The 23,866-nt window shown below is 39.2% G+C and carries 22 protein-coding genes, 1 tRNA gene and 1 pseudogene; 14 read left to right on the top strand and 10 right to left on the bottom strand.

Annotated features, from left to right (window positions below; genetic code table 11):
- Nucleotides 1-29: 29 nt before the first annotated feature.
- The 5 genes from GCWU000282_RS06865 to GCWU000282_RS06845 all read right to left on the bottom strand — a co-directional run bounded on the left by GCWU000282_RS06865 (nucleotide 30) and on the right by GCWU000282_RS06845 (nucleotide 6,352).
- A complete protein-coding gene (locus GCWU000282_RS06865) occupies nucleotides 30-1,001 on the bottom strand; it encodes a LacI family DNA-binding transcriptional regulator (RefSeq protein ID WP_023354330.1) in 972 nt (323 codons plus the stop codon).
- 264 nt (nucleotides 1,002-1,265) lie between these two features.
- Entirely contained in the window at nucleotides 1,266-2,222 is a 957-nt protein-coding gene (locus GCWU000282_RS06860; protein WP_023354329.1) for a 3-hydroxyacyl-CoA dehydrogenase, read from the bottom strand.
- A gap of 394 nt (nucleotides 2,223-2,616) precedes the next feature.
- Complete coding sequence (locus GCWU000282_RS06855) at nucleotides 2,617-3,642, bottom strand: branched-chain amino acid aminotransferase (protein ID WP_023354327.1); 1,026 nt, start codon at nucleotides 3,640-3,642, stop codon at nucleotides 2,617-2,619.
- A 278-nt stretch (nucleotides 3,643-3,920) separates the two neighbouring features.
- Nucleotides 3,921-5,165, bottom strand: a complete 1,245-nt coding sequence (hflX, locus tag GCWU000282_RS06850; RefSeq protein WP_023354326.1) for a GTPase HflX — start codon at nucleotides 5,163-5,165, stop codon at nucleotides 3,921-3,923.
- A gap of 8 nt (nucleotides 5,166-5,173) precedes the next feature.
- The gene (locus GCWU000282_RS06845) at nucleotides 5,174-6,352 is read right to left on the bottom strand and encodes a tetratricopeptide repeat protein (RefSeq protein ID WP_023354325.1); all 1,179 of its coding nucleotides are present in this window, start codon (nucleotides 6,350-6,352) and stop codon (nucleotides 5,174-5,176) included.
- 117 nt (nucleotides 6,353-6,469) lie between these two features.
- On the opposite strand from GCWU000282_RS06845, the gene GCWU000282_RS06840 reads away from it, so the two are divergent.
- Together GCWU000282_RS06840 and GCWU000282_RS06835 are read left to right on the top strand one after the other, a co-directional pair.
- Nucleotides 6,470-6,540 (top strand) — tRNA-Trp (locus GCWU000282_RS06840).
- A gap of 263 nt (nucleotides 6,541-6,803) precedes the next feature.
- Nucleotides 6,804-7,085, top strand: a complete 282-nt coding sequence (locus GCWU000282_RS06835) for a helix-turn-helix domain-containing protein (RefSeq protein ID WP_035039698.1) — start codon at nucleotides 6,804-6,806, stop codon at nucleotides 7,083-7,085.
- Between the two features lie 86 nt (nucleotides 7,086-7,171).
- On the opposite strand, the gene GCWU000282_RS06830 is transcribed toward GCWU000282_RS06835, so the two are convergent.
- The 3 genes from GCWU000282_RS06830 to GCWU000282_RS06820 all read right to left on the bottom strand — a co-directional run bounded on the left by GCWU000282_RS06830 (nucleotide 7,172) and on the right by GCWU000282_RS06820 (nucleotide 10,622).
- A complete protein-coding gene (locus GCWU000282_RS06830; RefSeq protein WP_023354323.1) occupies nucleotides 7,172-8,548 on the bottom strand; it encodes a sodium-dependent transporter in 1,377 nt (458 codons plus the stop codon).
- Nucleotides 8,549-8,576: 28 nt separating this feature from the next.
- A complete protein-coding gene (locus GCWU000282_RS06825; protein ID WP_023354322.1) occupies nucleotides 8,577-8,879 on the bottom strand; it encodes a Dabb family protein in 303 nt (100 codons plus the stop codon).
- A gap of 156 nt (nucleotides 8,880-9,035) precedes the next feature.
- A complete protein-coding gene (locus tag GCWU000282_RS06820; protein WP_023354321.1) occupies nucleotides 9,036-10,622 on the bottom strand; it encodes a DUF438 domain-containing protein in 1,587 nt (528 codons plus the stop codon).
- A gap of 340 nt (nucleotides 10,623-10,962) precedes the next feature.
- Here GCWU000282_RS06820 and GCWU000282_RS06815 point away from each other — a divergent pair, with 340 nt between their 5' ends.
- The 11 genes and pseudogenes from GCWU000282_RS06815 to GCWU000282_RS17685 all read left to right on the top strand — a co-directional run.
- On the top strand, nucleotides 10,963-11,271 hold the full coding sequence (locus GCWU000282_RS06815; RefSeq protein ID WP_023354320.1) for a hypothetical protein: 309 nt from the start codon (nucleotides 10,963-10,965) through the stop codon (nucleotides 11,269-11,271).
- A 62-nt stretch (nucleotides 11,272-11,333) separates the two neighbouring features.
- Nucleotides 11,334-13,382: a V-type ATP synthase subunit I gene (locus tag GCWU000282_RS06810; protein ID WP_023354319.1), complete on the top strand. Its 2,049-nt coding sequence runs from the start codon at nucleotides 11,334-11,336 to the stop codon at nucleotides 13,380-13,382.
- A gap of 30 nt (nucleotides 13,383-13,412) precedes the next feature.
- On the top strand, nucleotides 13,413-13,904 hold the full coding sequence (locus GCWU000282_RS06805) for a V-type ATP synthase subunit K (protein WP_278246408.1): 492 nt from the start codon (nucleotides 13,413-13,415) through the stop codon (nucleotides 13,902-13,904).
- A 214-nt stretch (nucleotides 13,905-14,118) separates the two neighbouring features.
- Nucleotides 14,119-14,709 (top strand): V-type ATP synthase subunit E, encoded by a 591-nt coding sequence (locus GCWU000282_RS06800; RefSeq protein ID WP_023354317.1) that lies wholly within the window; start codon nucleotides 14,119-14,121, stop codon nucleotides 14,707-14,709.
- Between the two features lie 23 nt (nucleotides 14,710-14,732).
- Nucleotides 14,733-15,704: a V-type ATPase subunit gene (locus GCWU000282_RS06795; protein ID WP_035039697.1), complete on the top strand. Its 972-nt coding sequence runs from the start codon at nucleotides 14,733-14,735 to the stop codon at nucleotides 15,702-15,704.
- Nucleotides 15,697-16,014 carry a V-type ATP synthase subunit F gene (locus GCWU000282_RS06790; protein WP_023354315.1) on the top strand — a complete coding sequence of 106 codons (318 nt, stop codon included), beginning with the start codon at nucleotides 15,697-15,699 and terminating at the stop codon, nucleotides 16,012-16,014. The genes GCWU000282_RS06795 and GCWU000282_RS06790 overlap by 8 nt, the downstream gene beginning before the upstream one ends.
- Before the next feature lie 11 nt (nucleotides 16,015-16,025).
- Nucleotides 16,026-17,795, top strand: a complete 1,770-nt coding sequence (locus tag GCWU000282_RS06785; RefSeq protein WP_023354314.1) for a V-type ATP synthase subunit A — start codon at nucleotides 16,026-16,028, stop codon at nucleotides 17,793-17,795.
- Entirely contained in the window at nucleotides 17,795-19,168 is a 1,374-nt protein-coding gene (locus tag GCWU000282_RS06780; protein ID WP_023354313.1) for a V-type ATP synthase subunit B, read from the top strand. Before GCWU000282_RS06785 ends, GCWU000282_RS06780 begins: the two co-directional genes overlap by 1 nt.
- Before the next feature lie 33 nt (nucleotides 19,169-19,201).
- Complete coding sequence (locus tag GCWU000282_RS06775) at nucleotides 19,202-19,885, top strand: V-type ATP synthase subunit D (protein WP_084295343.1); 684 nt, start codon at nucleotides 19,202-19,204, stop codon at nucleotides 19,883-19,885.
- Between the two features lie 247 nt (nucleotides 19,886-20,132).
- The gene (locus GCWU000282_RS17690; RefSeq protein ID WP_456297518.1) at nucleotides 20,133-20,270 is read left to right on the top strand and encodes a transposase; all 138 of its coding nucleotides are present in this window, start codon (nucleotides 20,133-20,135) and stop codon (nucleotides 20,268-20,270) included.
- Nucleotides 20,254-20,579 (top strand): annotated as a pseudogene (locus GCWU000282_RS17685) (transposase); the annotation flags it as partial. The gene GCWU000282_RS17690 and the pseudogene GCWU000282_RS17685, both read left to right, overlap by 17 nt.
- A 147-nt stretch (nucleotides 20,580-20,726) precedes the next feature.
- Here the strand turns inward: GCWU000282_RS17685 and GCWU000282_RS16610 are convergent.
- A complete protein-coding gene (locus tag GCWU000282_RS16610) occupies nucleotides 20,727-20,873 on the bottom strand; it encodes a hypothetical protein (protein ID WP_023354310.1) in 147 nt (48 codons plus the stop codon).
- Nucleotides 20,874-21,249: 376 nt separating this feature from the next.
- Here GCWU000282_RS16610 and GCWU000282_RS06765 point away from each other — a divergent pair, with 376 nt between their 5' ends.
- Nucleotides 21,250-22,785 carry a hypothetical protein gene (locus tag GCWU000282_RS06765; protein ID WP_023354308.1) on the top strand — a complete coding sequence of 512 codons (1,536 nt, stop codon included), beginning with the start codon at nucleotides 21,250-21,252 and terminating at the stop codon, nucleotides 22,783-22,785.
- Between the two features lie 120 nt (nucleotides 22,786-22,905).
- Here GCWU000282_RS06765 and GCWU000282_RS06760 read toward each other — a convergent pair whose 3' ends face one another.
- Nucleotides 22,906-23,832, bottom strand: coding sequence for a hypothetical protein (locus GCWU000282_RS06760; protein ID WP_023354307.1), 927 nt, complete (start codon nucleotides 23,830-23,832; stop codon nucleotides 22,906-22,908).
- Between the last annotated feature and the right edge of the window lie 34 nt (nucleotides 23,833-23,866).

The following is a 23,866-nucleotide window of genomic DNA, read 5'->3' as shown; positions in this document are numbered from 1 at the left end:
TCTTTTTTATATGGAATAATATGGAACAGTTATGTTGTTCCTCTTTCTATAAGCTTGACCGGGATCAGTTCCAACGAAGGTACTTCTTTCCCGTCTACCATATTAAGTACAGTTTCCACACATTTTTTTGCTATTGTAGGGCAATCCTGCTGTATAACAGTAAGTTCGGGATAAGTCAGCTCTGTGATATCCGTACCGTCATAGGCTATAATGCAAAGATCCTTAGGAACATTCAACCCCATTTTTTGAGCTACCGACAGGCAGCTCAAAGCACCTATGTCAGTTGTCATCATTCCGTCAACCGTCTCTATAATGTCCCAATACTTTCTCACCATATCTTTATTATAACTGTAGCTAAGAGCATCCCAGGCAGTAATAATAGATACAACCTCCACCCCTGCTTCTTCAAGCACTTCCTTCATCACATCATGTCTTATATTGGCAGTTCTTTTCCTGTCAAACCCCGAAGTAAACTGACATACTTTTTTACAGCCTTTTTTTATAAAAAGTTCAGCCACCAGTCTGCCACCCATTTCATGATCAGACCTGACTATAGGCACTCCTGCATCAGAATTCCTGTCAAAACTCACTATTGCCCTTCCGTTTCCGCCACTAAAATCCGGTAATTCGTCCACACAGGAAATTATTCCGTCCACCACTCTGCTGTCAAGCATATCTATGAATGATTTTTGTCTGTTTATTATGTCAAGAGTATTGCAGGCAAGACATTTATACCCCTGCTTATACAATTCATTTTCCATATGTTTCATAACCTTTGCAAAGAACGGATGCTCCTGATTCGGAACCATAACTCCTATGATACCTGTCCGCTTTCTAATCATGTTCTTGGCAATTGCACTCGGCTTATATCCTGTTTCTTCAACAGCTTCCAGTATTTTTTTTCTGGTTTCTTCAGATACATATCCACTGTTATTTAAAGTTCTGGATACTGTACCTATACCCACGCCCGCTCTGACAGCAACATCCCTAATGCTTGCCATTTTACACCCTTACCTTTCTTTGTTCCATAAGTTCCACATCTTTAATAAGGAATTATACAACATTTTTTTGTTTTTGAACAGAGTTTTATACAATTTTTAATTTTAATTAAATTATTCAATAATTCCCCTATATAATACAAAAATTTAATTACAATATCAGTTTATATATTTTTAGGATAAACTGTGTTAAAATTTTTCTATTTAAACATAAAAAATCCACATTACACTTTACTGCAACATGGATTTTTTACCTTCTACTTCATATTATTTATACTTATAGAACCCTTCACCTGCATTAATACCGGTTTTTCCTTCGTCTATATATTTCTTAAGTATAGCTCCGATTTTAGCAGGTATCGAATCAGGATCTGAGGTCGCAAGCGGATCCATCATATTTATATTGTAGGCGGTAGTAAGACCTACTATATCAAGTATTTGGAAAGGTCCCAAAGGAGAGCCTGTTCCAAGTCTCCAGGTAAGGTCTATGGTGGCAGGATCTGCAACTTCTTTAGCTAAAAGCATCTCTCCTGCCTTAAGAAACGGAACAAGCATGGAATTAAGTATGTATCCCGGCTGCTCCTTTTGTAATTTAAGAGGAACCATAGCAATTTCCTCAGCAAATTTTACAACCTCATCATAAGCTGCCTTATCTGTCCCATCATGCCCCATAATCTCTGCTGTATTACTTCTCCATATATTGTTTGCAAAATGTATGGCAAGATACTTCTCAGGTCTTGTGAAGCAATGTCTGAACTGACTTGGTATCATGGTTGAGGAGTTTGTTGCAACTATGGTTTTATCCTCAAGTACTGCATTTAGCTTTGTATAAAAGTCAACCTTAGCTTCAGGATTTTCTGCCATTGATTCAATAACCAAATCACAATCCTGCACAGCCTTAGCTAAATCAGTTTCGTATTTCAAGTTTTTATAAGCTTCTTCAACCTTCTGTTTAAGTTTTTCAATACTGTCAACTGTAGCATTTTCAATATCCTGAATAAGTCCTCTTGAAACGAGTGCACCCTTTACTCCGGCTTTGGCTTTAGCTGCCTCAAGCTCTGTAAGGTAAATCTTATAAAGGCGGTCTATCTTTGGCTTTGTCCTTTCTATCGACTCGGCACTTCTGAGCCAAAGTGTTACATTAAATCCCCTGTATGCCGCCTGAAAAGCAATCTGGCTTCCAAGCACACCACCACCTGCAACTACTACATTTTTAAATCCCATGTTTAACTTCTCCTTTCGTTTTTGTTAAGCACTTCACAAACGCAAAGTACAACTTTAGTTAAATATTACTCTTAAATTATTTTATTGTCAATTATGTTATTAAGTAATATTTTTCGCATTTTACTGTCTGTTATGTTAAATTATCAGAAATTGATTCTAAGAATAATCATATCCGGAAAATTTCCATCAAAAGTATGTGCCCGCATACGCTTCGCGCACAGGCGGTGTAGCAAGGCAGACCTCCCTGCTGCAAGCTGTATATCCCTCGAAGAGATTTTAGTTAAATAGGGAATTTCAAATAAATTTCCCGGCAAACAAAAAAAGAGAAGTATCAGCATTCACTTTTACTTCTCGTTCTTTCATAAAAGGATGTGGGTGTCAAAAGTATTTGACACTATTTAACTTCGTATATCCATCCCTCAGGAGCAGGAAGTCTGCCCATCTGTATGCCTGTAAGAGTATCGTAAAGTTTCTTAATTACAGGTCCCATTTCATCCGCTCCATACTTAAAAGCGATTTCTTTTCCATGATCTACCACCCTTGCAACAGGACTGATAACAGCCGCTGTTCCACAGAGACCACATTCTGTAAAATCACTTACTTCATTTAAGTAAACTTCTCTTTCTTCTACTTTTAAGCCAAGTATATGCTCTGCCACATAGAGAAGTGAGCGTCTTGTAATAGAAGGAAGGATAGTGCCTGACTTAGGTGTAACCACTGTACCGTCCCCCGTTACAAAGAGGAAGTTGGCTCCGCCCGTTTCCTCTACCTTGGTTCTGGTAGCCGCATCAAGATACATATTTTCGGCATAGCCCTCATTATGTGCTACAACTATAGGATGTAAGCTCATAGCATAGTTCAATCCCGCCTTAATATCACCTGTTCCTCTTGGGGCTGCCCTGTCAAAATCACTTACCTTTAAGGATATTCCCTTAGTACCTCCCTTAAAATAAGGGCCTACAGGTGTAGTAAAAATTCTGAACTGGTATTCATCAGCAGGCTTCACCCCTATAACCGGGCTTATTCCAAAGGCGTAAGGTCTGATATAGAGTGTAGCACCATAGCCAAAAGGAGGTACATAGGCCTCGTTTGCCTTAACCACCTTTAATACCGCATCTACAAATCTGTCCTTGGTAAATATCGGAATTTCCATTCTCTTACATGAAGCTTCAAATCTCTCTCCGTTTAAGTCAGGTCTGAAGGTAACTATTCTACCATCCTCTGTAGTATAAGCCTTAAGCCCTTCAAAACAGGTCTGAGCATACTGCAGCACTCCCGCACACTCGCTCATAACTATCCGGTCATCATCCGTTAATTTCCCTTCATCCCAGGCACCGTTTTTAAAATCCGAAACATATCTTTTATCTGTCTTCATATATCCAAAGCCGATATTTGCCCAATCTAACTTTGCCTTTTCCATATTTCCCTCCAAAATATAATTGTAGACTTTTTAATACCAAAAATCACATGATTATATAAAATCAAGATTTCAGGGCATTTAACCCCAATTATTCACGTCATAGGTCACAGACATATTATTCAGTATAGTACAGCAGGATAAACTGTTTTCTGTCTTTTTCTAAGTCTAACATCAGCACTTTTCACTGTCAACAAGGCTTATTATTTGTTATAGCTGACATAACCTGATAAAATAGCCATAGCAGCTTGCTTGCACACTACAAGTGTAGAAAGTATAGATTATCTCAAAAGTCCAAGCTGACCTGCCACAGCCTTTGGCACATAGGCTTTAACTCTTATTCCGTCTCCCTCATATTCTTCGGACAAAAGCTGTCCTTTCTTCCTTATTACCGATATTTTAGCTGTATCTGCATAGGTCAACAAAGTATCTACAAGCACCTTGCCCTCTCTTAAAATCTCCGAAATCTTATTTAAGAGTTCATCAATTCCTTCCCCTGTCTTAGCTGAGCCTTTAACCAGCGCATCCGCCTTGAGGTCTTTAATTATCCTGCCTTCACCTATCTTGTCCTGTTTATTCAAAAATGTAATCACGGGCTTGCCTACAACCTTAAGTTCTTCAAGTGTCCTATAGACCACCTTCATTTGTTCATCTACCTCAGGGTTAGAAGCATCAGCCACATGAAGTATTAAATCTGCATATTTTGCTTCTTCAAGAGTACTCTTAAATGCATCCACCAGGTTGTGAGGAAGCTTGCTTATAAAACCTACCGTATCGGTAAACAACACTTCTTCCCCGTCCGGTATCTTAAGGCTTCTCGTAGTCGGATCGAGGGTCGCAAAAAGCTTGTCCTCAGCTAAAATGCCTGCATCCGTAATTTTATTAAGGAAGGTTGATTTACCGGCATTGGTATAGCCTACTATTGCTATCACCGGTATCCCATCCGACATTCTGTGCTTTCTAAGTGTATCTCTGGAACTCTCCACCTTTTCTATTTCGGTACGTAACTGACTTACTCTTTCTCTTATTGCCCTCCTGTCCGTTTCAAGCTTGGATTCTCCCGGTCCTCTGGTTCCTATACCTCCTCCGAGCCTTGAAAGATTTTTCCCAAGTCCCATAAGCCTTGAAGAGCGGTATTTTAACTGAGCCATTTCCACCTGAAGTTTACCCTCACTGCTTTTGGCATGAGAAGCAAATATATCAAGTATTACCAAGGTTCTGTCAAGAACCTTTATATCCAGTTCATCTTTAAGATTGGATAGCTGCGCGGGAGAAAGCTCATCATCGCAGACTATTCCATCTGCCCCTAATTCTTCCGCAATTTCCTTTATTTCCTCTACCTTGCCTTTTCCCACGTAGGTTGCTTTATTTATACTTTCTAAGTTTTGTATAACCCTTCCTACTGTCTCGCCGCCCGCTGTATCCAAAAGCTCTGCGAGTTCAGAAAGGCTTTCTTCCATCCTGTCTTTTCCGGTTTCCACACCTACCAGGATGAACTTTTCTTTTTTTTCTGATGTTTGTATCATGTATTCTCCTATTTAGTCTTCCTCGTTGAAAGAAAAACAACTTCCCTTGCCATCTTCTTATCCTCAGGATACAGCTTTGTGTACTCTACGGCCGCCTCATAGGCCTTGTTATAATCAACTGTTTTCTCATAAAGAGTCACTTTTTTTAGCATAAGCTGTTTCATAGCCGACACATCTTCCAAAGCCAATCCCTTAAGCACATAATTTAAGGCATCTTCGTATTTTTCTTCTTTTATAAGGCATTCAGCCATACCGTCATACCAGCCTGAAACAGTTACCTTGCCCAGTTCCTGCTCGTATTTTTCAAAAAATACCTTTGCTCCCGTATAATCATTTTCTAACATAGATATCTTGGCAAGATAATAAGAACTTTCCAAAATTCCCTTGGTATAGGCTGTATTCAGATACTCCTTTGCCTTATCCTTATTACCTCTTAAATACTCTAAAATACCTGCTTTATAGCCGCTGATATCATTGGTTATTTTTATTCCCGCCGCCTTGTTTAATACTTCATCAGCCTGTTCATTTTCTCCCTTTGCAGAAAGAATCTCGTACTTTCCAAAGTAAGCATCAAAGTTATCAGGCTCTTTGCTTATGGCTAAATCATAATTCTCCGCTGCCTTCACAGCTTCTCCCATAGCAAAATAAACTTCCGCAAGCTTTCCGTACAGGCTGACATCAGGATTCTTTACCCTGAGCATTTCCTCATAAACATCAGCCGCACTTTTATAATCCCCGAGCTTAATTTCCGTAAGCGCAATATATTTTTTAAGATCATTATCTAAAGATGAAGCTTCCTTAATTGCCGAAGCACTTGCAAACTGTAGTAAAGCTTCAGGATACTTGCCCAGCTTAAGGTAAGCAATTCCCTTTCCCCTAAATAAAAACTTGTTGTTTTCCCTGACTATCTGATTATCCTTAGGAGAATATCCCTTATCAAAGGTATTTATGGCATCTTCATATTTCTCAAGTCCGATATTGGCAAAGCCTGCCGCTATATAAAACTCTGCTCTTTCAGAATTTTTCTTAATTGCTTCCTCATAGGAATTAAGAGCCTCTTCATACTGCCCTTTTTCCATATATTTATTACCTGTTTTATAATATGAATTGCCGGCACTGCCACTGCAGGCCGTCAAAAATACGGTCAGGCATATTGCAATAGCCCCTCTTAGTTTTTTTGTAATCATTGTAACCTACCTCCGAATATAGTTCATTTTCAATAGTATTGTAAATTTATGTGCTTGTCAAATAGATTTTTCGCTTGACATTTCCTGTATATATGTATATAATTGGTTCGTTGACTTAGGGGATTGGTCAAATGGTATGACAAGGGTCTCCAAAACCTTTAGCGGGGGTTCGATTCCCTCATCCCCTGTACTCAAGGAAGCTTAAGTGCTTCCTTTTTTGTTTTTAAATTCATTTAACAATATATGTTGAACTTAAGTACTTTTAAGTACTTGACTTTAATAATTTTAAAGCATATTATGGAATTAGAAGGAGATTAAAAATGTACTCTATAAAATTTTATAAAGATAAGGATGGAAAAGAACCACTAAAAGAAAACTCAAAAGACACCAAGGAAAGAAATAGAAACCGCTAAAAAGCTTTTAAGTGATTATAAAGAAAGGAATTAAAAAAATGAATACAATTAAAGAACACGATGCTTTAGAATTTATTGACTCCCTTCTCACTCCTGAAGAAATATCAGAAAGCAATTTAAGAGTTGCCCTTGTTGGTGAGCTCATAAAGGCAAGGAATGAAAAAGGGATAAGCCAAAAGAAGCTTGAAGAATTAAGTGGCGTTAAACAGCCTATAATAGCAAGAATGGAAAAAGGGCGCACAAGCCCTCAAGTAAGTACTTTATTAAAGGTACTTGCACCCTTAGGAAAAACCCTTGCAATAGTGCCTTTAGAACAGTAAAGCCAACACAAAACTAAAAAAACAGCAAACCCCTACAAATACTATAATATAGGGGTTTTAGTTATTTTATTTGATTGCGGTTGAGTTTATCCTTTATAAAACAATCCAAGTAAAACAACCGCAATAACAATAACCGGCAAAACATATGTCATATAAACCCTCATCCAAGGCTTCACCTGAATACCCCTGCCTTTATTGGCTTCGGTAACAAAGTTATTCCAACCCCAGCCTCTTTTACTTATACAAAACATAACAAAAATAAACGAACCGATAGGCAGAATCAAATTACTCACCAAAAAATCCTCCAAATCAAGAAAGCTTGTACCCTTACCCATAGGCTCAATAAAGCTTAAAACATTAAAGCCCAAGGCACAAGGCAGTGAAAGTATGAGTAAGGCAATACAATTTACAATACTTGCCTTCTTCCTACTCCAGCCTGTCAGATCCATAGTACAGGCTAATATATTTTCAAATACCGCAAGTACGGTAGAGAACGCCGCGAAGCCCATAAATACAAAGAAAAGACTTCCCCATATTCTGCCAAGAGGCATATTGTTAAAAATATTCGGCAAGGTTATAAATATAAGACTCGGACCGCTGTCAGGCTGCACTCCATATGTGAAGCAGGCGGGAAATATAATAAGTCCCGAAACTATAGCTACAAAGGTATCAAGAACAGCCACATGAACCGACTCTCCCATAAGCCTTCTTTCATTGCCTATATAACTTCCAAATATTGCCATAGCACCAATACCTATGCTTAAAGTAAAAAATGCCTGATTCATTGCAGACACTATAACCTTAGACCAGCCTATCTCACTGACTTCACCTATATCCGGAAGCAGATAAAAGCTTAGTCCTTCCCTACTTCCGGGCATCAGTATACTATTAACCGCTAAAATTACCATTATAATAAGAAGACTTGACATCATCCATTTACTTACCTTTTCAAGTCCCTTCTGAAGCCCTATGGAATTGATAAAGAAACCAACTATGACAACAACGGCCATATATCCCACCTGTATAGAGGGTGAGCCAAGCATTCCGCCGAAAGCTCCGGCTACTCCGTCTTTATCCAGCCCTTCAAAATCACCTCTGGCCATAGACACAAAATATTTTATCATCCACCCTGCTACAGTAGTATAAAACATCATAAGCAGATAATTTCCTGCCATACAGACTATGCCATGCAAATGCCATTTACTTTTCTCAGGCTCAATCTTCTGATATAAATGAACCGGACTTTTTCTGCTCGCCCTTCCCATGGAAAATTCCATTGTCATAACAGGGATGCCAAGAATGGCTAAGAAGAATAAATAAATAAGCACAAAGATTCCTCCGCCGTTCTGTCCCGCAAGGTAAGGAAATTTCCACACATTTCCTATTCCTATCGCACAGCCTGCGCTTATAAGTATGAAACCAAGCCTGCTCTCTAATCTCTCTCTGGAACTTTTTTCTGACATTTACTCTTAACCTTTCTCATTTTTTTAATTAAAATTCATAGTCATAACAGATTCGCTCAGCCATAAACGGTTTGATTTTTTCGGTTCCCACAGCCACATGGTCAGGATGCCCCGCATAAACCTTAAGTGCAGCTTCATTTTCAAAAACCGTCTCAAGCAAAACATCAACAGTTGAGCCTTCCATTCCTTCAATATTTACTTTGATTTCTGCTATCTCCGGAATCTTACTTTTAAGATTCTCAAGACCTTCTTTAAGTTCTTTCTTTACCTTATTTTTTTCCTCTGTACTAAGTTCATCTTTCAGTTTCCATAAAACTATGTGCTTTACCATATCTTATCCCTCCTCAAATAATGTATTCCCATTCTAACACAAAACCTGATAAATATCTCCCCTAAAATATCATATTAACTATAGTTCTTGGGAATAATACACTCCCCAACCTTATCCGGTCTTATATTTGATAAGTTGGGGAGTTTCTATTGTTTTTTATTTTTCAAACACTTCTTTTATGGCTTTAATAAGCTCATCCGTATCCATCTCCGAACGCTCGCTCATTATCCTCACTGTAGCCCTCGGTATCATAACCCTTCCAAGCGGAGAATTTAACATCTTAAACTTAGAGTTTATCTTAGGAAGCTCCTCTCTAAGCTGTGGGCAAAATGCCAACAAGTCTGTAAGCTTTGTGTTCGGAGTTACTTCGATTTTTCCTTCCACGCTTACAGTTTCAGAGGTTTTATCTGTTTTTTCATCAGCTTTCTCAGCATCTGCCACCTGCGCTTCCTCATCACTTCCTGTAGCATCTCCCTTAAGTCCGCCATCCCAGCTAAGCAAAGTTCTTGACCCCTGAAGATTTCTGATTCTTGTACAATCCTGCATAACCTCGAGCACTCCCTTGAAGTTACCGCCTGCATCTCTGACTGCCGCATAATATATGTAGATAAACACTCCGGGCTTATTTATCCAGAAATCGGCATGATCCTGCTCTCCGTTTCTGAACTTCTCGATAATTTCTTCCACCAGATGCACACTTTTTCTTGGATGACAGTTCTTTACATCCCTGCCTATCACATTCTTACTTCTTGGAAAAATCCTATGGTCTGTATCCGAATAAAACTTAACTATTTCATTCTCATCCACAAAAGATATGTCAAGAGGAAGATTTTGGAATATCATGTTTATCTGGTTAAGAGTTAATTTACCGGTAGTTACATCAAGTTCCTCATCATTTCCCGAAGCAAAGCCATACTTCCCAAGAAGGCCCGCAAGTTCATTTATAAATCCCTCGTTTACCGGTTTGTCTGAAGTACCTTTACTTCCGACTTCTTTTACTTCCTCTTTGTTGCCGCCTACTCCAAAGGCAAAGCCTATTTCAAGATCTCCGGATTTCATATCCTCAAACTCTTCCTGATTGATAAGCTTAAGAGATGTTGGATAGAGGATGGTCTCTTCCTTACTCATAAGGTCTTCCACGTCATATACCAAGGTGGTCTGTTTCTCTATAAATTCGTCTTCTTTTCCCTCCTCAAGCAAGGCCCTGAACTCCGATATTTCATCTCTTATAAAATCATCAAGAGTCCACATTGTTGTTGTAGGCCTGGTAAAACCCTTTTTCTCAAGCACCGGATATAGCTGATTCTGTTTTCTTGACAGATGAATACGGAATTCTTTGAGTTTATCATAAAGTTCAAACCACTGGTTCTTAATAACAGGATACTGAACTAAATCTTCAACTGACCTAAGAAGCTTTCTCATTTCATCATTTTCCTCAAAATACCTGAGAATAGGATGTCCGTCAGGAAGCTTAGGTCGCCCCGTAACAAGGATACCATCAAAAAGCTCCATCATTTTTTGTATGTCTTCTTTACGGCATTCATCATCTTCCTCTACTGTAAGCTCCTGTTCGGCAAGTGCAATCTCTTCAGGGGTAAGAGTTGTCACCTTCTCTTTAAGCAATTTTCTCGCTTCTTCAAGGTTGTACTTTCCGTCATTATAGGCTTTTTTAATTTCAATCACTGCCGCTAATTTGTCCATATCTGCATTTTTTAAATGATTTTTCATCTTTTCGTTATTCATATTTTTATCTCCTTAACCTACTATTTTGATATGAGTTAGTTGTTACTAAGCATTGTATCAGATTTTATTATTTTTGTCATTGATTGTTTGAAATTTTGTGAACATTATATTTTTTTTGCATTTTTTTATAGTAAATATTGATTCTTTTGCAATATTTATCATTTATTTACCTAAAAAATTAATATTAAAATACTCTAAAGCATATTTTAACATTTTCTTACGGAAAACTGAATAAAATCCCTATTCTTGATTGACTATACATAGATATTGCGATAAAATATAAGCTAGGTTTTCAATAGAAAATACCTATACTAAAATACCGGAGAGGCGGTGATGATTATTGTCAACGGATGCTATCAGTGTTATTCGTGAAGCTGAGAAATTAGCTGAATCAGCCGAACGCGAGGCAAAGGAGAAGGCTTCTGAAATTATTTCAAAGGCTCATTCTGATGCAAAAGAGCTCATTTCATCCAAGATTTCCGCTGTAAAGACTGCTGCTGAGGCACAGCTTGCTGAAATCAGTAAGGTCAATGAGAGTTTTCTGAAAAAAGCAGAAAGCGAAAGTTCTGAAGAAGTAAAAGCACTTCGTACACAGGCAGAAGGCAAGAAGAAAGAGGTGGCAGAAAGTGTTACGGAGATGTTATTCTAATAACTCCTGTTTACATCTGCTAAAATGCACTAAAAATTTAACAAGGAAAGGAGGAGTTAAACATGTCCGTACTACCTATGAAACGCGTATTCATAGCGGCTCTTAAAAAGGACAGGAAGCACATTCTCGAAACTCTGCAGAGACTGGGCGTAGTCGAAATCAATGTCGATGCAAGTAAAGAGATTTTTACCGGCAAAGACGGAGTAGCTGACGCTCTGTTTACACAGACAGATACATCGTCCGCAAAAACTACTTTTGAGAAAAATGTAAACCTGGCCACTCAGGCTCTTACAGTTTTGGACAGGGAAGTTCCTGTCAAAGGCGGAATGATGGATTCTTTTGCCGGTCGTGACAAGATGAGCAGTACTGATTACAAGTCGCTTGCGATTAGGCGTGACAAGATTATGGATATGGTCTACGAACTGAACAGTCTGAATAAAGTTAAGGCTGAAGCCGAAGCTGAAATTCCAAAGCTTCTCAACCAGAGAGAAATGCTTGCACCATGGCTTGGTTTCACGCTTCCGCTTGATTATAAAGGCACTAAATACACTAAAGCCTTTATCGGAACATTTCCGACAGCTTACGATCAGAGTTCCTTACAGCTTGCATTTGCTGAAAAGGCTCCAAACGTACAGAAAGTAGATATCTCCATCATCAGCAGTAACGAGGAGCAGACCTGCGTCCTCATCATCTGCCACAACACCGAGGCAAAGGAAACTGAAGATGCCCTACGTGCTCTCAGCTTTGCAAGACCTGCTCTTCCCGGTGTAGTTCCTGCCGAGCAGGAAAAGAGTATTGCCAGGGATTTGGCTAAACAGGAAGAAATCATAGCATCTTCAACCAGGAAGATTGCAGAATATGCAGAAAAAAGAAGTGAACTTACCTTTATCGTTGACTACTTTACTATGCGTGCAGACAAGTACGGTGTAATCGGCGGGCTCTTCCAGTCAAAGAGAGTTTTCTGTATAACCGGCTACATACCTGAAAAAGACGTAAAAGTTCTTGATGCGGCTATAGGGTCTAAATTCGATTGCGTTGTTGAATACAGTACGCCTTCCGATGAAGAAGATGTTCCTGTTAAATTATCAAACAACGGCTATGCTACTCCTATCGAAGGAGTTGTTTCGGGTTATGCCCTGCCTGGAAAAGGTGAGGTCGATCCAACTTTCATAGCTTCCATCTTCTATTACGGGCTTTATGGGCTTATGCTTTCAGATGCGGCCTATGGTTTGATTATGGTATTTGCTACACTTTTTGTTCTTACCAAATTCAAGGGCAGACTTGAAGAGGGAACAAAGAGAATGATGCAGATGTTCCTTGGCTGTGGTATAGGTACAACTGTATGGGGCTTTATCTTCGGAAGTTTCTTCGGAGACGTAATCCCTAAATTTACTGAAACTTTCTTCGGAAAGGCTGTAAACTTACCTTACTTACTTGATCCGATTAAGGACCCGGTAACTTTACTCGGTATTGCATTCATTATCGGTATAGTTCATCTTATGTGTGGACTCGGAATTGCGCTTTATACCAACCTAAAGCAGGGTAAGATAACTGAAGCTATATTTGATGTAATATGTTGGTATCTCTTCTTTGGTGGTCTTTTAGGACTTTTACTTACCACAGAAATGATCCAGAACATGTTCAAGTTCAGTATAAACTTCCCACAGGCGGTTGTCACACTCTTTACAGTATGTGCGCTTGCCGGTGCAGCTGGAATTCTCATTATGGGAGGCAGGGAATCAACCAATCCGCTTAAGAGATTTCTCAAAGGTCTCTATGCTCTCTATGGAATAAGCGGATATTTGAGTGATGTTCTCTCCTATTCAAGACTTCTTGCTCTCGGACTTGCAACCGGTGTTATTTCGCAGGTATTTAACACTATCGCAGTTATGCCGGGCGGAAATCTCTTCGGTCTTATATTCTTCATAGTAATATTTGTAGTAGGACATACAATCAACATTCTTATCAATGCATTGGGCGCTTATGTACACACCAACCGTCTTGAGTATGTTGAGTTCTTCGGTAAGTTCTATAATGGTGGCGGAAAGGCATTTGTTCCTTTTGCAGAAAATACAAAATACTATGTTGTAAAAGACAACGAAAAACAATAACAACTAACTTAAAATTTAAATTTGGAGGTAATTTTTATGTCAGGTTTAGGTCTTTTCTTTGCAGTTCTTGGTGCTGCTCTTGCAGCAGGTGTTGCAGGTGCCGGTTCAGCTAAAGGTGTAGGTATTGCAGGTCAGGCGGCAGCAGGTGTTGTTACTGATGATCCTAGCCAGTTCGGTCGTGTTCTCGTATTACAGCTTCTTCCTGGTACACAGGGTATTTACGGTCTTCTCATTGCCTTCATCGCTCTCCTTAATCTTGGAGTAATCGGTGGTAATGTTCAGGAGATTTCCCTTGTAAAAGGTCTTGCTTACTTTGCAGCTTGTATGCCTATAGCTATAGCAGGCTATGTATCTGCAGTATTCCAGGCTAAGGCTGCTGTTGCTTCTATAGCTCTTGCAGCAAAGAGACCTGATCAGTTCGGTAAGTCAATGATTTTCCCTTCAATGGTTGAGACTTATGCGATCTTAGCACTTCTTGTTTCTTTCCTTGCACTCATCGGTGTAAACGGAATGAGTTTCTAGACATACTTTTCTTAACGAATACGAAGTATGAGTTTAGAAAAGTAGTCGTTCTTTCGAAACGAAGTGAGAAAGAACTTCCTCTTTCGAAGTACGAATTTAGAAATTTAGTCGTTCTTTCGAAACGAAGTGAGAAAGAACTTCCTCTGACATAAAGCTTGTAATCAAATAAGCTTGTAATGTCAGTAGTTTGTGAAAATAAAAACAAGGAGGCAACATGACAGGATTAGAAAAAATCACCAGCGAAATCAAAGCTGAAGCTGATCAAAGCGTAGCTGCCATTATTGATAAAGCTAATGCTGAGGCTGCGGGTATTATCGCCGGTGCTGAAAAAGAAGCTGCAGAAGCTTGTGAAAAAATAAATCACGATGTTTCTGTTCGCCTGTCTGCCAGCAAATCCACTGCTGAATCGGCTGCTGCCCTTAGAAAGCGCCGTCTGATTCTTGAGGAAAAGCAAAAACTGATAGGTGAAGTAATAGAAGAAGCTAAGAATTTAATCTATGCTCTTCCTGATAGCGTATATTTTGATAAAATACTCAAATTAGCAGAAAAGAATGTAAGTCCTGCTGAAGGAACAATCATTTTTAATGAAAAGGATCTTAACAGACTTCCTGCTGACTTTGAAACAAAGCTTAATGCCATTGCTGTGTCAAAAGGCGGCAAGCTCACTGTTTCTAAGGAAACCCGTCCTATAGACGGAGGATTTATCCTTCTTTATGAAGGTATAGACCAGAACTGCTCTATCACCTCTCTTTTTGAGACAAATATAGAAGCAGTACAGGATAAGGTACAGAAACTCTTGTTTTAACCATGAAAAAACTTGGAGGTAATATGTCAGAAGAATATGTTTATGCGGTCGCGAGAATCCGCAGCGCTGAGCTTCGTCTGTTAACAAGCTCGGTTCTCGAATCTCTTCTTGCCGCAAAAAGCTATGATGAATGCCTTCGCCTGTTAGCAGACCATGGTTGGGACATAGATGATTCAATGTCTTTATCCACCATACTGAAGAATGAGAGGGATAAGACCTGGAAATTTATTTCTGAGCTTGTTCCCGATCCACATGTCTTCGATGTATTTCTATACGCAAATGACTATCACAACCTGAAAGCCGCAGTTAAATCTGCTGCCGAACAGATAAACCGTGATGACATTTATTTGGAAAAAGATCAGTGCTCTATTGATCCGGAAATCATCCGTAAGGCACTTCAGCAGAGGGATTTTTCCTCGCTTCCGGCTGACATGCAGAAGGTTGCAGCGGAATCCCTTGATACTCTTTTACACACAGGCGATGGTGGGCTTTGCGATATCATTATCGACAAGGCTGCACTTACTAAAATATATGAGTCCGGCAAAAAGTCAGGTAATGAAATACTTGAATTATACGGAGAACTCACAGTAGCGGCTGCCAATATAAAGACTGCAATAAGAGCTTGTATGATAGGTAAGGATATTTCCTTCCTTGAAAAGGCGTTAGCTCCTTGTGACTCTCTAAATGTAGACAGACTTGCAAAAGCTGCTACGGAAAGCCTTGATGCAATTTATGAATATCTTTCACACACAGCCTATTTGGATGCAGTTCCTGAGATTAAAAAATCCCCTTCAGCATTTGAACGGTGGTGTGATAATCTGATAATTGCAAAAATTCGTCCACAGCGTCATAATCCGTTTTCAATCGGACCTCTTGCAGCCTATATACTTGCAAGGGAAAATGAAATAAAATCTGTGAGAATCATCCTGTCAGGTAAGATAAATAATCTTTCCGATGATTCCCTCAGGGAAAGGGTAAGGGAAATGTATGTCTAGAATAGCAGTTATGGGAGACATAGACAGTATCTATGGTTTCGGTGCTCTTGGTTTTGACACCTTCCCTTTTACCGAGCAGACTGAAGCAGCTAAGAAGCTTCGTGAACTGGCTGACGGAGACTATTCCATCATCTATATGACAGAGGCTCTTGCTGAAAAATTAAGTGACTTGATTGATCATTACAGGGAAGAATTACGTCCTGCAATCATACTCATTCCGGGAGTTTCCGGCAATACCGGCAAAGGAATTGAGTTAGTTAAGAAGTCTGTGGAACAGGCAGTTGGTTCAGATATCATCTTTAATAACTAAGGAGCATAAGAATGAATACAGGAACAATCAAAAAAATCGCCGGGCCTCTTGTTGTAGCCAGAGGTATGGGCGGAGCAAATATGTTCGACGTTGTTCGTGTAAGTGAGCAGCGTCTTATAGGAGAAATCATCGAAATGCACGGTGATGAAGCTTCTATACAGGTTTACGAAGAAACCTCCGGTCTTGCTCCGGGAGCACCTGTTGAGTCTACAGGACTTCCTATGAGTGTTGAGTTAGGACCCGGTCTTATCGGAAGTATTTATGACGGAATTCAGCGCCCTCTTGATGACATTATGAAGGTAACAGGAGGAAATCTCCTCAGCCGTGGTGTTGAAGTTCCTGCGCTTAAGCGTGAAAAAGTATGGCACTTTGTACCTGCTAAAAAGGTAGGCGATAAGGTTACACATGGCGATATAATCGGAACTGTTCAGGAAACTCAGGTAGTTTCCCACAAGATTCTTGCACCTATCGGTGTAGATGGTGAGATCGCTGAAATTGCTGAAGGTGATTACAATATTACAGATATGGTCGCTAAGGTTAAAAATGCTAACGGCGAACTTAAGGAAGTTGGTCTTATGCAGAAATGGCCTGTTCGTAAGGAGCGTCCTTATAAGCAGAAACTTTCTCCTGATATGCCGCTTATCACAGGACAGAGAATAGTAGATACTCTCTTCCCTATAGCTAAGGGTGGTGTTGCTGCGGTTCCGGGACCTTTCGGTTCAGGTAAGACTGTCGTTCAGCATCAGCTTGCTAAGTGGGCAGAGGCTGACATCGTGGTTTATATCGGTTGCGGTGAGCGTGGAAATGAGATGACAGACGTTCTTAACGAGTTCCCTGAGCTTATCGATCCTAAGACAGGTCACTCTCTTATGGAAAGAACAGTACTTATTGCAAATACCTCAGATATGCCGGTTGCGGCTCGTGAGGCAAGTGTATATACAGGTATTACCATAGCTGAGTACTTCAGAGATATGGGATATTCAGTAGCTCTGATGGCTGACTCTACTTCCCGCTGGGCAGAGGCTCTTCGTGAGATGTCAGGTCGTCTTGAGGAAATGCCGGGTGAAGAAGGCTACCCTGCTTACCTTGGTTCACGTCTTGCACAGTTCTATGAGCGTGCAGGTAGAGTTAAGGTACTTGGCGAAGAAGATAAAGAAGGAAGCCTTTCAGTTATCGGTGCGGTTTCCCCTGCCGGCGGTGATATATCTGAGCCGGTTACACAAGCTACGCTTCGTATTGTAAAGGTATTCTGGAGACTTGATGCCAACCTTGCTTATCAGCGTCACTTCCCTGCTATCAACTGGCTTGAAAGTTATTCTCTTTATAATACAATGGATCCTTGGTTTGCTAAAAATATCAGTGAGGACTGGGTTCCATATAAGAACAGAGTAATGGCTATCCTTCAGGATGAGTCAGCACTCAAGGAAATGGTTCAGCTCGTTGGTGAAGATGCTCTTTCAGCTCCTGACCGTCTTAAGATGGAAGTTGCAAGATCTGTAAGAGAGGATTTACTCCAGCAGAACGCATTTATGGAGGAAGATACTTATACTTCTCTTCATAAACAGTTTATGCTTATGAAACTTATACTTACTTTCTATGATATTTGTCTTGAGGCTCTTGATAAGGGTGCAAATATCAATAAGCTTATAGCTATGGAAGTTCGTGAGCCTATCGGTCGTTTTAAATATACTGCTGAGGACAAGGTTGATGCAAGATTTAAGGAAATCGAGGCAGCCCTTGCTAAAGAAGCAGATGATGTTGCACAGGAGGTAGACTTCTAATGGCAAAAGAATATAGAACAATACAAGAGGTTGCCGGTCCTCTTATGCTCGTACGCGGCGTAACTGATGTCGCATACGATGAACTCGGTGAAATCGAGCTTGCTGACGGTAGCAGACGTAGATGTAGAGTACTTGAAATAGATGACGGTAATGCTCTTGTACAGCTTTTTGAGTCCTCAACAGGTATCAACCTTGAAAGCTCAAAGGTACGTTTCCTCGGAAGAAGCATGGAGATTGGTGTGTCTGAAGATATGCTCTCTCGTGTCTTTGACGGTCTTGGTCGTCCTATTGACGGCGGTCCGGAAATCCTTCCTGAGGAAAGACGTGATGTGGCAGGTCTTCCTATGAATCCTGCTGCAAGAAGCTACCCTGAGGAGTTCATTCAGACAGGTGTATCCGCTATTGACGGTCTTAATACCCTTGTTCGTGGACAGAAGCTCCCTATTTTCTCTGGTTCAGGTCTTCCACATGCTGAACTTGCTGCACAGATTGCACGTCAGGCAAAGGTTGTAGGAACAGACGAGCCATTTGCGGTTGTATTTGCTGCTATGGGTATTACCTTTGAAGAGTCTAACTACTTCGTAGAGTCCTTCAAGGAGACAGGAGCTATAGACAGAGCAGTTCTCTTTATGAACCTTGCAAACGATCCTGCTGTAGAGCGTATTGCTACTCCTAAGATGGCACTTACCACAGCTGAGTTCCTTGCTTTTGAAAAGGGAATGCACGTACTTGTTATCCTTACAGATATTACAAACTATGCGGATGCTCTTCGTGAGATATCAGCAGCTCGTAAGGAAGTTCCGGGACGTCGTGGATATCCCGGCTACATGTATACTGACCTTGCTACTATGTATGAGCGTGCAGGTCGTCAGAACGGAAAGAACGGATCTATCACTATGATTCCTATTCTTACCATGCCTGAGGATGACAAGACTCACCCTATTCCTGACCTTACAGGATATATTACAGAGGGACAGATTATTCTTTCACGTGATCTTTACCGTAAGAAGATTGAGCCACCTATCAACGTTCTCCCTTCCCTTTCCCGTCTTAAGGATAAGGGTATAGGTGAGGGCAAGACCAGAGCAGACCATGCAAATACCATGAACCAGCTTTTCTCAGCTTATGCTCGTGGTAAGGATGCTAAGGAGCTTATGGTCATCCTCGGTGAGGCAGCTCTTTCAGATATAGACAAGCTCTATGCTAAGTTTGCGGATGAATTTGAAGCTGTATATGTATCACAGGGCTTCAGAACAGACAGAAGCATTGAAGAAACCTTAAACATCGGCTGGGATCTCCTCAGAATCCTTCCTAGAAGTGAGCTGAAGAGAATCAGAGATGAATACCTTGATAAGTACTACGATAAAAAGTAATCCATCAATATAATTATCAAGGGAGGTGAAAATTTGGCAACTGTTAATGCAACAAGAATGGAGCTGACGAGGCTTAAAGGTAAACTCATTACCGCTACCAGAGGGCATAAACTCCTTAAGGACAAGCGTGATGAGCTTATGCGTGAGTTCCTTGACCTTGTCAGAAAAAACAAAGCTCTGCGTGAAAAGGTTGAAGAAGACCTTAAGAATGCAAATAAGAACTTTGTTATAGCCCGCTCTACCATGTCAGATGAGACTGTAAGAGTTGCCTTTATGGCACCTAAACAGGAGCTGACAGTTGAGGTAAGCACCCGTAATGTAATGAGTGTTAATATACCTCAATTTGAAACAAAGGCCAGAACCGGTGATGAAGGAGATATCTACTCGTACGGTTTTGCCTTTACTTCAAGCGACCTTGACACTGCCGTTCTCTCTCTTTCAAGTATTCAGAAGGATCTTATCACCCTCGCAGAGGTAGAGAAGTCCTGCTCGCTTATGGCTGCTGAAATTGAAAAGACCAGAAGACGTGTTAATGCTCTTGAATACGTTATGATACCTACCTTACAGGCTAATATAAAAATGATAACCATGAAGCTTGACGAGAACGAAAGAAGTACTCAGATAAGGCTTATGAAGGTTAAGGATATGATGCTTGAAGAGGCACATCATTATAAAGAAAAACAGGAAATACTCTTTGACAGGATAACTGAAGAGTAAAGCTAAAATACGAGTATGTGAAACTTTTTCTGTAAATAGCTATTAAGCAATAGGTCTTCTATGATAAAATATAAATCATAGGAGGCCTTTTATTATGGCAAAAAGAGAAAAGAAACCGGTACAAAAGGTTGTAATGACTGAAGGTAAAAGAAACATCATTCAGCAACTACTTCAAGAGTATGATACCTAAACGGCTGAAGACATTCAGGATGCACTTAAAGATCTGTTGGGTGGAACCATCAAAGAGATGATGGAAGCAGAAATGGATGAACATCTTGGATATGGTAAATCTGAGAGATATGAAAGTGATGACTGCAGAAACGGATATAAACCTAAGATGGTTAACAGCAGCTATGGTCAGGTCGGAATTGAAACAGGTGACTGAAAAATGGACACCAAAGTATCCTAACTCAATGAAACGCTGGAAGGATAACTGGGATGTTATTTCTCCTATTTTCAAGTTTTCTTCCGTTGTTAGAAAGGTAATTTATACAACTAACGCTATAGAATCGCTTAATTCTACATACCGTAAGCTTAACCGTCAGAGAAGCGTATTTCCAAGCGATACAGCCCTCCTTAAGGCCTTGTATTTAGCCACTTTTGAGGCAACTAAAAATGGACTACCACGATACGAAACTGGGCACAGGTCTACAGTGAGTTAAGCATTATGTATGAGGGGCGACTGCCTGAATAAAATACAGGTGTAAAAGACAGGGGTGGCTTAGCCACCCTGTATTGACATACACTTTTTTACTGTTATATATAACACAAGGGTGAAAATCCTATCTTAAAGATTTCCACCCTACATTATCATAGAAGATTTTTATTTACAGACTTTTCTTCATAGTCTCACATATAAACACTGTTTCTCATCATCTGTGCTTGATTTAACACAATATAATGTTCCACTTCCATCAATTGCTATTCCACCTATGTTGGAACAGCCATTCTCGTCTTTTATCCTATACAATAATTCCATTTTACTCATAATCTTTCTCTCCTTAAATTTTATTTTTGTTTCCCTCTTCTTCCATCGAGATTGATTTCATATCTTCATTTGCTATCTATAGCCAATTAAGGCTATATAACATACTTTTATATGGTTGGTGCTCTTATAGAGCAAAATCTGTTATTATTAAAAGCTCTTGATTTCACTTTTACCAAATTGCTTCTACTTAGTAGCCTTGGCGAATGTATTAAAAGGACGGTTTTAAAATATTTTATTTACATTAAATATCTATACGAATACTGGTCATTTGGTGTTATAATAGGCTATGAAATAAAGACCTTATGCGTTATCAATCTGTCAGTGAATTCTCTATGATTTTACCTTGCAAGATTGATAGCTATGAAAGGAGCCTATTATGAAGAAAAAACTAATCGCACTTGTACTACTCTTTGCCCTGTTTTTTAGCATCTTTCCTCAAGTTGCAGAAGCTAAGACAAAGCAAGAGAAGCTTGACTACAGCAAGATGCCTTTCCTTGATACCCTTATATACAATAAAGACTATAAAAATTTTAACTATTTCGGTGGCGCGAGAAAATATCTAAAACTTTTAGAAGAAGCTGCTAAAGCCCAGGAAATAACTCCTGAACTTAAGCGTGCTGAGTTTTTTGTTGACAGCGATCTTGACTATGAAGTTACTCATACCAATAAATACGGTCCTAATTTTTACGGTTCTTTGTCAGATGGAGCACTTGCACTTTTTCTAGATAGAATGAAATCTTTTCATCCTATACCACTAGAAACAAACTTTAGAGAGCTAACTTTTGCACTGGATGATACCACTGAGATCAACAAGGCATTGAGCTATATCAGCTTAAAAATCCTACAAGACAGGAACCCAAAAGCCACTGAATATGACTGCGCGATAGATTATGAAATAGGCAATTCCGTGCAGTCCCGTATTAGTTTTATAAAGAAAAATGCAATTCTGCCTAAAAACTATCTTATAAACTTGCGTAAAAGGCTATCTGCAAATAGATTTTATAAGTTATATATCAGCAATTTTGAAAAATATAAGAGTCAAAATAACAATAATAAGTACCTATACAACAAGAATGAGAGCGTTCCTGCTCCATGGAGAGCTGACCACTTTTTTGTCACTCCTATAGTAATTGGCGGATATAAAAAGGGCTTTAATCCAAAGACAGATAAATACCTAAACATCTTCTGTAATGCAAACTTTACCTATGAAGACTCCATAACTTCTCCGCCTGATATTAAGGCTTATATCTATGATACATCAGGTAAGCTTTGCGATACATTAAAGCCTTCATATCAGTATAAGAGCAATTATCTGGGCTCATTTATATTTACTGTAAGCAATGCCGCCAAATACCTTAAAAACGGCAAATACAAGGTCATTGTTAAGATGACGGCTAAAAATGGCAAGGATAAGCTCTATGCTGAAAAATCGGCAGCTTTCACAGTTACAGATAAGAATGTGTACGGAAGTTATAGGAGAGTTCCTATTTACCCTGCCGATGCCCTTGACAGCCGTGCTCTCAAGGTGGTGAGAAACAAGAAATTTAAGAATATAGAAAACATCAGTCATACAAGATTGGCTTACAATATTTATAAATATCTGAAGACTTCCAAATATACTGAAGTAAGTGACAATGTTCGAATAAAGTATTTTTCGGATAAAGCTTATAACAACAATAAGCTGTTATATGACTCATTTTGCAGAACAGAATGTTTATGTAGATTTTCATACATACTCAGCGGATTTAGTTATTCTCATATTTTGCGTCAACACTACCGCTATGATTTTAACGATACTTTAGAGGGGTTTATTTATTCACTTGGTATACCCCCACAGGAATTTTCAAAGTACTATAAGCATTATAAAGAGCCTGATTATTTTGGTCTGGTACCATTTAGAGAATTGTTCTGATATTGTTGTATATTAATCATAAAAGCTGTCTTATTTTAGTTTACTAGCAAAATGCGTTTATCTTTTATAGAAATTGCACATTTTGCTAGTATTCTATCAGAGCGATAGCTCTTTTTAAAATTAGATTTCTTTTATGGTTTTTTTAGGATTTGATATTATTTTAGTCGCTAGCGCCCATTTTTTCACTATATATATGGCATCCATATTGTTTAATATCTTTTTTCTTATCTTTGTTTTTCCGGCTACTTTTACTCGCTCTAGTATCACCTTGTTCTCATTTGCAGAAAAAATAAGGTTATTACTACTATCTATATGCATACTTTCAATTTCAAATTTTGTAGCATACTTATTGGTAAATGTTTCATGACCAACACAAACACAATCTTCATATCTGTATTTAAGTATATGGCTTTTCGTAAATTCCTTTCCATTTTTATCTTTTTCTGCAAGTATAAAGTATAAATACCCATTTTGGTAAAACATGTCTTGTTCCTCAGTATTATCAACATTAATTTTCAGGGTATTTGGATATGTAAATGTCTTCATTTTCTCAGCATTGTATTCCACTGTATCTGTGATCTTGCTAGAAAAGTAAACTCTCTTCCTTGCATGACCGTCGTTATGTCCGCTAAAGTGCACTATGAATTGATTGTTTCCTACAGTCGCAATTGAACTGATATCAGCATCACCTGAGTTAATATCTATCTTTGTTCCTGCTTCATGCTTAGTGCCTTTTAGCTTTGTAGTGGATAACTTAACAATATAATTCTCATTTGTTCCTACATAAAGGAAGCCCCCGCTTAAAGTCAGACTATTGGCATGCCCCAATCGCTCATAATTGTGAGTTCGTGATGGGGTTACAAAACCTTTTTCTTTTTTAGCTGACTTGTAGTTTTTAATTACGTATAGACACTGCTTCTTATTATCAGCGCTTGATTTAACACAATATAATGTTCCATTTCCATCAATTGCTATTCCACCTATGTTGGAGCAGCCATTCTCGTCTTTTATCCTATACAACAATTCCTTTTTACTCTTGATTTTCACTCTTATCTCCTTAAATATTATTTTTGTTTCCCAC

Origin of the sequence: Catonella morbi ATCC 51271 (genome assembly GCF_000160035.2) — a bacterium.
Classification (GTDB): Bacteria; Bacillota; Clostridia; order Lachnospirales; family Lachnospiraceae; genus Catonella; species Catonella morbi.
Note: the sequence above shows the minus strand (reverse complement) of the source record. Positions and strands in the feature narration are given on the sequence as shown.

Excerpts from the sequence above, each read along its gene's own strand:
- GCWU000282_RS06865 (WP_023354330.1), bottom strand. The coding sequence starts at position 1,001 with ATGGCAAGCATTAGGGATGTTGCTGTCAGAGCGGGCGTGGGTATAGGT.
- GCWU000282_RS06860 (WP_023354329.1), bottom strand. The coding sequence starts at position 2,222 with ATGGGATTTAAAAATGTAGTAGTTGCAGGTGGTGGTGTGCTTGGAAGC.
- GCWU000282_RS06855 (WP_023354327.1), bottom strand. The coding sequence starts at position 3,642 with ATGGAAAAGGCAAAGTTAGATTGGGCAAATATCGGCTTTGGATATATG.
- hflX (WP_023354326.1), bottom strand. The coding sequence starts at position 5,165 with ATGATACAAACATCAGAAAAAAAAGAAAAGTTCATCCTGGTAGGTGTG.
- GCWU000282_RS06845 (WP_023354325.1), bottom strand. The coding sequence starts at position 6,352 with ATGATTACAAAAAAACTAAGAGGGGCTATTGCAATATGCCTGACCGTA.
- GCWU000282_RS06835 (WP_035039698.1), top strand. The coding sequence starts at position 6,804 with ATGAATACAATTAAAGAACACGATGCTTTAGAATTTATTGACTCCCTT.
- GCWU000282_RS06830 (WP_023354323.1), bottom strand. The coding sequence starts at position 8,548 with ATGTCAGAAAAAAGTTCCAGAGAGAGATTAGAGAGCAGGCTTGGTTTC.
- GCWU000282_RS06825 (WP_023354322.1), bottom strand. The coding sequence starts at position 8,879 with ATGGTAAAGCACATAGTTTTATGGAAACTGAAAGATGAACTTAGTACA.
- GCWU000282_RS06820 (WP_023354321.1), bottom strand. The coding sequence starts at position 10,622 with ATGAATAACGAAAAGATGAAAAATCATTTAAAAAATGCAGATATGGAC.
- GCWU000282_RS06810 (WP_023354319.1), top strand. The coding sequence starts at position 11,334 with ATGTCCGTACTACCTATGAAACGCGTATTCATAGCGGCTCTTAAAAAG.
- GCWU000282_RS06800 (WP_023354317.1), top strand. The coding sequence starts at position 14,119 with ATGACAGGATTAGAAAAAATCACCAGCGAAATCAAAGCTGAAGCTGAT.
- GCWU000282_RS06795 (WP_035039697.1), top strand. The coding sequence starts at position 14,733 with ATGTCAGAAGAATATGTTTATGCGGTCGCGAGAATCCGCAGCGCTGAG.
- GCWU000282_RS06790 (WP_023354315.1), top strand. The coding sequence starts at position 15,697 with ATGTCTAGAATAGCAGTTATGGGAGACATAGACAGTATCTATGGTTTC.
- GCWU000282_RS06785 (WP_023354314.1), top strand. The coding sequence starts at position 16,026 with ATGAATACAGGAACAATCAAAAAAATCGCCGGGCCTCTTGTTGTAGCC.
- GCWU000282_RS06780 (WP_023354313.1), top strand. The coding sequence starts at position 17,795 with ATGGCAAAAGAATATAGAACAATACAAGAGGTTGCCGGTCCTCTTATG.
- GCWU000282_RS17690 (WP_456297518.1), top strand. The coding sequence starts at position 20,133 with ATGATGGAAGCAGAAATGGATGAACATCTTGGATATGGTAAATCTGAG.
- GCWU000282_RS16610 (WP_023354310.1), bottom strand. The coding sequence starts at position 20,873 with ATGAGTAAAATGGAATTATTGTATAGGATAAAAGACGAGAATGGCTGT.
- GCWU000282_RS06765 (WP_023354308.1), top strand. The coding sequence starts at position 21,250 with ATGAAGAAAAAACTAATCGCACTTGTACTACTCTTTGCCCTGTTTTTT.